General features: G+C 54.5%; 8 protein-coding genes. All 8 read right to left on the bottom strand.

Annotated elements, in window-relative coordinates:
- Positions 1-564: FxsA family protein (locus RCH87_RS09420; protein ID WP_306516438.1), on the bottom strand; the 564-nt coding region annotated here is incomplete at its 3' end.
- Between the two features lie 24 nt (positions 565-588).
- On the bottom strand, positions 589-3375 hold the full coding sequence (locus tag RCH87_RS09415) for an RNA helicase (protein WP_306516437.1): 2787 nt from the start codon (positions 3373-3375) through the stop codon (positions 589-591).
- An 11-nt stretch (positions 3376-3386) separates the two neighbouring features.
- Positions 3387-4379, bottom strand: coding sequence for a twin-arginine translocase subunit TatC (gene tatC, locus RCH87_RS09410; RefSeq protein ID WP_306516439.1), 993 nt, complete (start codon positions 4377-4379; stop codon positions 3387-3389).
- Positions 4380-4511: 132 nt separating this feature from the next.
- Positions 4512-4826: a Sec-independent protein translocase subunit TatA gene (tatA, locus tag RCH87_RS09405; RefSeq protein ID WP_306516436.1), complete on the bottom strand. Its 315-nt coding sequence runs from the start codon at positions 4824-4826 to the stop codon at positions 4512-4514.
- A 72-nt stretch (positions 4827-4898) separates the two neighbouring features.
- Positions 4899-5945: a YafY family protein gene (locus RCH87_RS09400; protein ID WP_306516435.1), complete on the bottom strand. Its 1047-nt coding sequence runs from the start codon at positions 5943-5945 to the stop codon at positions 4899-4901.
- Positions 5942-6961 carry a YafY family protein gene (locus tag RCH87_RS09395; protein ID WP_306516434.1) on the bottom strand — a complete coding sequence of 340 codons (1020 nt, stop codon included), beginning with the start codon at positions 6959-6961 and terminating at the stop codon, positions 5942-5944. The genes RCH87_RS09400 and RCH87_RS09395 overlap by 4 nt, the downstream gene beginning before the upstream one ends.
- A gap of 53 nt (positions 6962-7014) precedes the next feature.
- On the bottom strand, positions 7015-8451 hold the full coding sequence (gene pafA / locus RCH87_RS09390) for a Pup--protein ligase (RefSeq protein ID WP_306516433.1): 1437 nt from the start codon (positions 8449-8451) through the stop codon (positions 7015-7017).
- Positions 8448-8660 carry a ubiquitin-like protein Pup gene (locus tag RCH87_RS09385; protein ID WP_306516432.1) on the bottom strand — a complete coding sequence of 71 codons (213 nt, stop codon included), beginning with the start codon at positions 8658-8660 and terminating at the stop codon, positions 8448-8450. Before RCH87_RS09385 ends, pafA begins: the two co-directional genes overlap by 4 nt.
- Positions 8661-8674 lie beyond the last annotated feature (14 nt).

Below are 8674 nucleotides of genomic sequence, written 5' to 3'. Positions count from 1 at the left end.
AACAGGGGCAGAACCAGAGCCATGAAAATCATCAGATTGACTATCCTTAGCAGCATCCCCGTGACCTGGAACAAACCCAAAGCTGCCGTAGCTAGCGGTTTTCCGGCCGGTTGGCGATGCTTCGAAAAAACGCACACCAAGTTTCTCCACGCTGCGCTGCATGCGTCCCAGCAAAAAACCCCGAATAATTGGCCGCGTAAGTGGAAAAACCAGCAGCAGACCAATGATTGCAGTGGCGAATCCGGGAATGCTCAACAGCAAAGCACCAGCCAACGTTAGTCCGATATCGCCAGCAGATTTTCGGCTCTGCGTAGAATTCAACGTTTGCAGCTGCTCGTCGTCTAGCTCATTGCCAAACCTGCCTCGACGCTGTGCCTGCAATCGCTGCACCAATGATGCCTGGGTGGCCGCAACCCGGCGTAGCTCCACACGCGTGATCACAAGACCCAGCACGACCGTGGCCAATAATGCGACGAGAGCCCACCCGAAACCAATCAGGCTAGCGACCGCCCAAAACGCCAGGAATTCGGCGAGCATATAGAAAAACAAGATCACGAATGGCATGCCCACTACCCTACCTAGAACTCGTTAACTGCCAATAGCCACCACGCCGCGGTTAATCGCGCCAATAGCCTGACCAGCGATGCGTTTAATCTCAGCGCTATAGCCTGTCTTTGCCACTTGCTGTAGCAAATCGATGACTTGGCGGCACCACCGTACGAAATCACCTGGGGTCAGCTCCGCACCAGATTCGTTCGCTGCGGCCAAGCAATACCCCAGCGGTGCTCCTGCACACCATTGATGAATGGCGATACTAAAGCCGGGCTCCGGTTCGCGCGTCGGCGGCAAGTTATGACGTCGCTCATCGGTGACGAGCTCCTGCCACAGGCGCAGAGTGTTCTCCATCGCCCGTGTCATTTCATCGCTGATACCTTCGACTTGTTGGTTACCAGTCGCGCGTCGGTTTTCGAACGTGCACATCGAGACCACGCCCGCGAGTTCTGCTGGGTCGAGCTCTTGCCAAACCCCGCGTTTCAAACACTGCGCCACCAGCAGGTCCGAGGCATTGTGCACTTGGGCGAGCTTTTCACCTTCTGCGCTGACGACTGGTTCACCGTCGATAATGTCGACATAGTCCAGTTCGGTCAGCAAATCAATGATGCGACGTAACATATCGCCGAGGGTTTCCGTAGCTTTGTCGACGGTGTTTTGAAGCTTGTCGAGTTCACCTTTCCTGCGCAAGTATTTCTGCGCTAGTTGGGTAAGCTGCTCGCGTTCCATCGCTGGCCAGGCGTGCGCTGGATGGTTTTTCATCTGAGAACGTAACGATTTGATTCGCTCGGTATCGCGTGCCCGCGCCCGCATCTTCATCTTCTTTGGCCGTGGGTATTTTTCTTTCATGAATTTATCCACGACGATGTGACTGTGGCGCCGCGGGTTCTTCAGCGCTTTACCTGGAAGCTTCATACGTCCGACCAGCGCAGGAGGATTTTCGAATCCCGATGCATCAATGCGCGCAGACCAGCCTTTTTCCGTCGTGATCCATGGCCGTGGATCGGCAGTTTGATTTGCCGGAGTGTTGACGACGGCCAGTACTGGGCGTTTCTTACTTGGCAACGCGATCACATCACCAATTTGTAGCTTCGCCAGGATCGCCCGGGTCTCGTCGGCACGATCATCCCGCGCCCGAGATTTCACCGACTTTTCTTCCACACTGAGTCGTTTGCGCAACTCTACATACTCGGACAGCAGCTGTGCCGGATCCTGTTCATCAATAATCGGTGGTGCAAACGCAGCAATCGCTTCGTTGAGTTGCTCACGAAGCTTGTCGACGCGATGGACCGCTCGCTCAATCTCTCGAGTTTCTTCCACGACTGAACCGTCGGCCTGGTACTGCGCAAATGACTTTTCCAGCAGGCGCAGTGCATCGTCCATTCCCAAATTGTTGAGCAGGTTGATCGCCATGTTGTAGCCAGGTTCAAACGTCGAAATAAGCGGATACGTCCGCGTCGATGCAAGGTCGGCGACACGCTGCGGATCCATCGCCGGAGCCCACTGCACCACTGCATTTCCTAACGTGTCGATGCCACGGCGCCCAGCACGTCCAGTCAATTGGGTGTATTGGCCTGGTGTTAACTCCATGTGGGCTTCGCCGTTAAATTTCACGAGCTTTTCTAGCACCACGCTGCGAGCCGGCATATTGATTCCAAGCGCCAGTGTTTCGGTGGCGAATACCGCTCGCACCAGGCCTCGAACAAACAGCTCTTCGACGATATGGCGGAATGCAGGTAACATCCCCGCGTGATGTGCTGCGAAACCGCGGATCAGCGCTTTACGCCATTGTGCGAATCTCAGGAGTTCTAGATCTTCTTCCGGGATGCCTTCAACTCCCTCGTCGATGATTTCAGCGATCGTGGCCTGTTCATCCGGGTCAGTCAGCTCCATCTTCGAGCGTAAGCACTGGTACAAAGCACCATCGCAACCAGCGCGTGAAAAAATGAAGATGATGGCAGGCAGCATGTTCTGCCCCTGCAAGATGCGTAGGACTTCCGGCCTGCCCAACGGCCGGTAGCGGTCTTGCGGGCGCACCGCACCACTGCGAGAACCACCGGAGCGAGTTCGCGAACGAAAGCCCTGCCCCGGACGATAATCATCACGACCGTCGGCAACGTCGCCTGCTTCTAAGCGTGCTACGCGACGCTGCAATTCGGCATTAACTTGCTTGTTCTCATTATTGTCATCGCCGGGGCTGAACAGTGGAAAAACTTTCTGCCCAATCAGCATCCACTGCTCCAATGGCACCGGCCGATCTTCAGACACGATGACTTCGGTATCACCCCGCACCGCCGAAAGCCAGCGACCAAACTCTTCAGAATTGGACACCGTCGCCGACAATCCAATGATCGAGACATGTTCTTCCAGATTGAGGATGACTTCTTCCCAGACAGCACCGCGCGACTGGTCTGCGAGAAAGTGAATTTCGTCCATTACGACGTGAGTGAGACGATCCAGCGCGGGTGATTTCGCATAAATCATGTTCCGTAGGACTTCAGTGGTCATGACCACGATCTCAGCATCGGGTTGGAAGGACACATCCCCAGTAAGCAATCCCACTGCGTCTTCGCCATGAGCGGCGACTAAGTCATGGAATTTCTGGTTGCTTAAGGCTTTGATCGGCGTGGTGTAGAAACACTTCGTTCCACGTGACAGCGCAAGCGAAACCGCAAATTCGCCAACCACCGTTTTTCCAGCACCCGTCGGGGCACAGACCAACACCCCGTGGCCGTTTTCCACGGCTGTGCACCCTTGGATTTGAAATGGATCAAGCTCGTAAGTCAGTTGGTCGCGAAAAGTCTCTAAATGGGTGCTGATCATAACTATCTAGGCTACAAAATATCGTCGAAGCCCGATGCGCGGGCCTTCCTGTATGCCGCTTCCGGTGGTGTATTTAGCCGTGGAGCGTCCGCAGGCGTGGTGTGCTGACCAATGGGAGCGGGCACCGCCGTTGGTTCTGGTTGATAATCCAGTGGAGAGGCCTCGTCGTCGTCAAGCCCTGCCCAATCGGGCTGATTTTTTGCGCGCCGTTTGTCGTTGATACGACAAAACTGGAAGGACAGCTCAACCAAGATGCAAATGGCAACAGCAAGGATTGTCAGAGAATATGGATCCTGAGCTGGGGTGATCAATGCTGAGAAGATGAAGATTACCACGATCGTATGGCGCCGTTTGGTGCGAACCGATTCGTAACGCACCACCCCAACTAGGTTAAGCATGATGATCACCAGCGGGATTTCGAAGCTCACTCCGAAAATGATCATGATCGCCACAACGAAACTGAAATATTCCTGACCTGTCAAGGCGGCGGTCTGGAAATCAGAACCGATTGTCAACAGGTAGTTCAGACCGATGGACAAAGAGAAATAAGCCAGCACCGTACCAGCTAAAAATAGCAGCACGGCGATGGTGACGAAGCTGAAGGTCCAGCGGCGTTCGTTGCGTAACAGCCCTGGGGTGATGAACTTCCAAATTTGATACAACCACACCGGTGCTGCCAAAACAGTGCCTGCAAGTGCACCAATTTTTAAGCGCAGCATGAACATTTCCATGGCGCTCGTGGCCAACAAGCGACACTCACCCGAGGAGGTAAAATCCGCCCGCAACTCGGGATCAACGCCACAATATGGGCCGCGCAGAATTTCCCCGAGCGCGGGAATAGGACCCGGAGCGTTTTGGTACCAGATAAAGCCAACCACTGCCCCGGCAATCACGGCCAGTGTTGAAATAATGACCCGCCGACGTAATTCTTTGAGGTGCTCCACCAACGGCATATCACCGGTCAGAGATTTCTTTTTCCGCTTTGAACGGAACCGGGACAGCATATTCGAGGTGGAGCGCAGGGCACGGCTGGTACGCCCGGCGGCGGCTGAGGCCTCCGGACGCGATTGACCTGGCTGGGCCGGCTGAGAATTCGGTGCGGTCATGATGAAAAATCGTTCGCGTGTACCGCGAGACTAGTTTTGTGAGCGTGGTTGATTTTCTGGCTTGTTCCAGAAATCTTCGGCATCGCTGTTTGGCTGTTGCTGCGCCTGCGAATTGTGCTGGCTAATTGCTTGCTGGGATTGTGGGTTATTCTGGTTAGCCTGGCTGTTTTGATTGCTGTGGCTATTTTGATACTGGGCTTCATCATTACCCATTTCGCGCATTTCGGACTTCAGAATCCGCGTAGAACGGCCCACCGAACGCGCGAGGTCTGGCAATTTCTTTGCGCCAAACAGCAACAAAATAATAACCAAGATCAACAAAATTTGTGTGGGGCTGATGCTCATGAATCGCGCCTTTCTCAACGTCGCAGCCATCACAAAGACCCTTGGGGTCATTCGGGACAGCTGGGCGAGTCTCTAAGTTTTATTCGTCTTCACCATACTATAACGCTGCAAACCGGCCTGAGCTTGTTCATGCACGGCTTGTACGAGCTCATCTGGTCCGAGTACATGAAGATGATCAGCGTGGCTGAGCGCGAATCGGGCGAACCACTGTGCGCTTCCCACCGGCATGCGTGCTTGTACCCAGTCGGCGGAGGTAGCTTCGTTGGCACCAGTAGCAGCGTCGCTATCGCCTGCTTTTTGAGTAGCCGGGTGCTCGGTTACTTTCCGTTCCATGTCGTATTCATCGAGCATCCACAGCGCCTCTGGAGCGATTTTCACGTCGGCCGTGCTGCTATCGCGAAAGCCGAAGGGATCGTCGCTAGAAAATTTCAGCTTGCTAGCGTGCGGGTGGGCTACCTCGTCGATAATCTCGACGTTGCTCATCCGGTCGATGCGGAAATTTCGGTGTTCACCGTATTCTTCGACAAAAGCAGTGAGATACGCGGCATCGCCACGAATAAATACCCGGGCGGGGTCGACGAGACGTTGACTAGTCTTATTCGAAGAAGCAGACCAATAATCGAATCGGAGACGCTTTTTCGCACTCAATGCCTCGGTTATCAGTAGGTGCGAATCGCGGAGTTTGTCACTGTCTGCTGAATGATCAGCGATGGCATCATAAATGCCACGGGAGCGTTCGTCCATGATGGATCGTAGTTTTTCTGCTGCTGACGCGACTGCAGAGCGGTCGACGAGCCCAGGCATGGTCTCCAACACTTCCACCGTCAGCAACAGCGCACCGGCCTCAGTTGGCGTCAAGCGTAAAGAAGAATCCATCCCTTGGTCTTCGTGGATGACTACGCCCTTGGTCAGCTCATAGCTGAGATCCAATAAATCTTGCGTTTGCGTGCTAATCCCACTGCAGTGCAATCGACCAAGAGCTCGCACCAGCTCATCGGGGCTAAGGCCTAGATCCTTTGCAGCTTCAAAAACGCTTCGCTCTGGGTGTGCTTTGAAATACGGCACTAGGTTGAGCGATTGCACTAGAGCTGCAAGCTTTTGTGGCGAATCAGTTTTCATACTGCGCTCGCTTTCCGTAACAATTGCTGCACGCGCTCGCGAATTTCTTCTGGCTTCTCAACGATGGCTTCAGCGGCATAGGCAGCGCAAGTACGTACTAGCCAGTCCAGCTCGACGCTTTCGACCTCAATCACAATCTCGTTTCCATCGTCTGCAATCACTCGACCGGCCTGTTCTAACGGCGGTGCAGCTTGCCGACGCATGCGGATCGTCGCTGAGGCGGTTTCGCGCACCGCCAAAGTCTTCGCGACGATATCGCGCAAGGACCCTGTCGGTTGCGTATGGGTTGCTTGCTTGCGTGAGCGGCGGATGTTGCTGATCCTAGTGGAGCGAAACGACCGCTCTGCCTGCTTGTCGACGTCCCAACCGACCACATAGAGCCGGTTGCGATGGGGAACTATCCCCCATAAATCCATCGTCCGGCGTTGCACCTGTGCCCCCGAATGGTGTTGATAATCAAAAGACAAACGCAGCTTATGGGCCACGCCCGTGAGAATTGCCCGCAAAATTTCGGGGTCGAGCCGCGTGATGTCGTTGTCAGCAACAAATCCCGGCCCAGGGGTGATTTCGCGATGTGCGCCGGATGCCGCGAGTTTAGTCCATCCCGCGGTGCTGAATGCCCCAAGGCCACTGTTGTGGCCAACTTCGCTGGCAATGCCTAACACAGTCGCTTCTTCCGGGCTGAAAGAAATTTCCGGTAGGTGGTAAGTTTCCGGGTTCAGACGGTAGTTCGTGCCGTTTTCGCTGGCTGAACTTTCGATATAGACCCCAGCACGAGCTAACGTGGCGACATCCCGTTGCAATTGCACCCGGAAGCTATGTGGATTTTCGTGGTATCCCGCGACGTTTGCGTGAATCCACTCAGCGCTTCGGTCCGGACGGCCAGTCGATAGCGCGGCGCCACGAAGTGCGAAGGTAAGGTTTGTTAACCGCTCGACGGCAGCATCATAGCGTGGTCCGTTTGTAGGGCGCGATGCCGACTGCGACGCGGTGTTTGGTGCTGCTGCGGCTGACATGATGCTTACTCCGTATCGTGTTGGGCCCTATTTGTGTTCAGGCACCACTGCGGTCAAGCCCGATCGTGATTGTCCTGCCTCATGATAGCGAGCATCTCATCGAGCTCAGGGCTTTTCGTGGCGAAGGGATCACCAAAAGTATATTCCACTCGTTGTGGATCAGTGATCTTCATCCGAGACCAATCAACAGCAAATGATGCGTTAGTATTCCGTGCGAGCGACAAAAATTGCCCTCGCTGGTGTGCACGCGTCGTCGTCGGCGCCGTAGTCATCGCCTCCGCGATGGATTCATCGCATGTCCAACGATCTACTCTGCCTTTGTCTTGCAATACCTGGAAAATCCCCCGACCACGACGGATATCGTGCATCGCTAAGTCAACTTGTAATAGCTTTGGGTGCTCCCAATCTTCGCCAAGGCGGCTGCGATAGTGATCAAACAATTCTTTCTTAATCACCCAATCGAGTTCTCGATTTACGAGTGAAAAGTTTTGCGTCTCGATTGCTTCTAGTGCACGGCGCCATAAATCCACCACCCGGTGCATTTCTGCCGTCGGTGTACCCTCGGCTTGTCCAGCTTCACGGTAATTGTCCCGGACTTCTAGCCATTCGCCAGCGTGCTGGCACAACGACTGTTGGATTTCCAGCGCGGTAACCGTAGAGCCATTTTTCAGGCGCATCTCGGTTTTGCCTGTCAGATCACGCGAAATCTCCCGGATTTGGGAGATCGGATCTTCCAGCTCAAAATCAGGCAATTCGATTCCGGCCTCAATCATTTCCAACACCAGCAGCGCTGAGCCCACCTTTAAAGCGAACGTGGGCTCTGCCAGATTCGTGTCCCCGCCGATGACGTGCAAACGCCGATAAAGATTCGAATCTGCGTGCGCCTCATCACGAGAGTTGATCATCGGCCGGGCACGAGTCGTCGCCGACGAAACACCTTCCCACATTTGATCCGCGCGTTGAGATAGAACGAATTGTGCAGGGTGCTCCGCGGTTTCTCGTTCAATGTGGCCTGCGCCGCAGACCAGCTGTCGAGTAACCATCAACGGTTCAAGCGCACGGCCGATCGCCCGCAGTACCATCGACCGCGAAATCAAATAATTCTCGTGGCAACCGTAGGAGTTGCCGTGCGAGTCTAGATTGTTTTTGAACAAGTAAACGTGCTTGCCGACGCCATCGCGCACCAGTTTTTTCTCAGCTTGCTGGGCTAAATCGTCAAGGATGCGATCACCGGCGCGCTCATAGTTCAACAGCTGGGTAATGCTGTCGCATTCTGCGGTGGCGATCTCGGGGTGGGCACCCATATCCAAGTAGACGCGAGAGCCGTTGACACTAAAAATATTCGAGCTTCCGTGTTCTTCAACGATCGGCTCGAACAGATAACGTGCAACCTCGGCTGCACCTAACGTGTGGTTGCCGTCGGCGCTCGTAGCTGTGATGCCATATTCGGTCTCCACGCCCATGATACGCCGGGTAAATACGTTGCTCACTGGCCGCCCTTTTGCACGTAGGAACGGACGAATTCTTCAGCATTAGATTCGAGCAGGCCATCGATTTCGTCCAACAAATCATCGGTACCGGAGGTGGAAATTTGTGCCTGTCCGACGTTCAGCTCATCGTTATCATCAAGATCGTCGCCACCGTGGGCATTGTACTGTGACGCCTGTTCAACAGTGTTGTGGTGGGAATTATGCGCCATGATGAATACTCACC

Origin of the sequence: Corynebacterium sp. (assembly GCF_030826625.1) — a bacterium.
Classification (GTDB): Bacteria; Actinomycetota; Actinomycetes; order Mycobacteriales; family Mycobacteriaceae; genus Corynebacterium.
The sequence above is the reverse complement of the archived record's forward strand: the minus strand, read 5'-3'. Positions and strand labels throughout refer to the sequence as shown.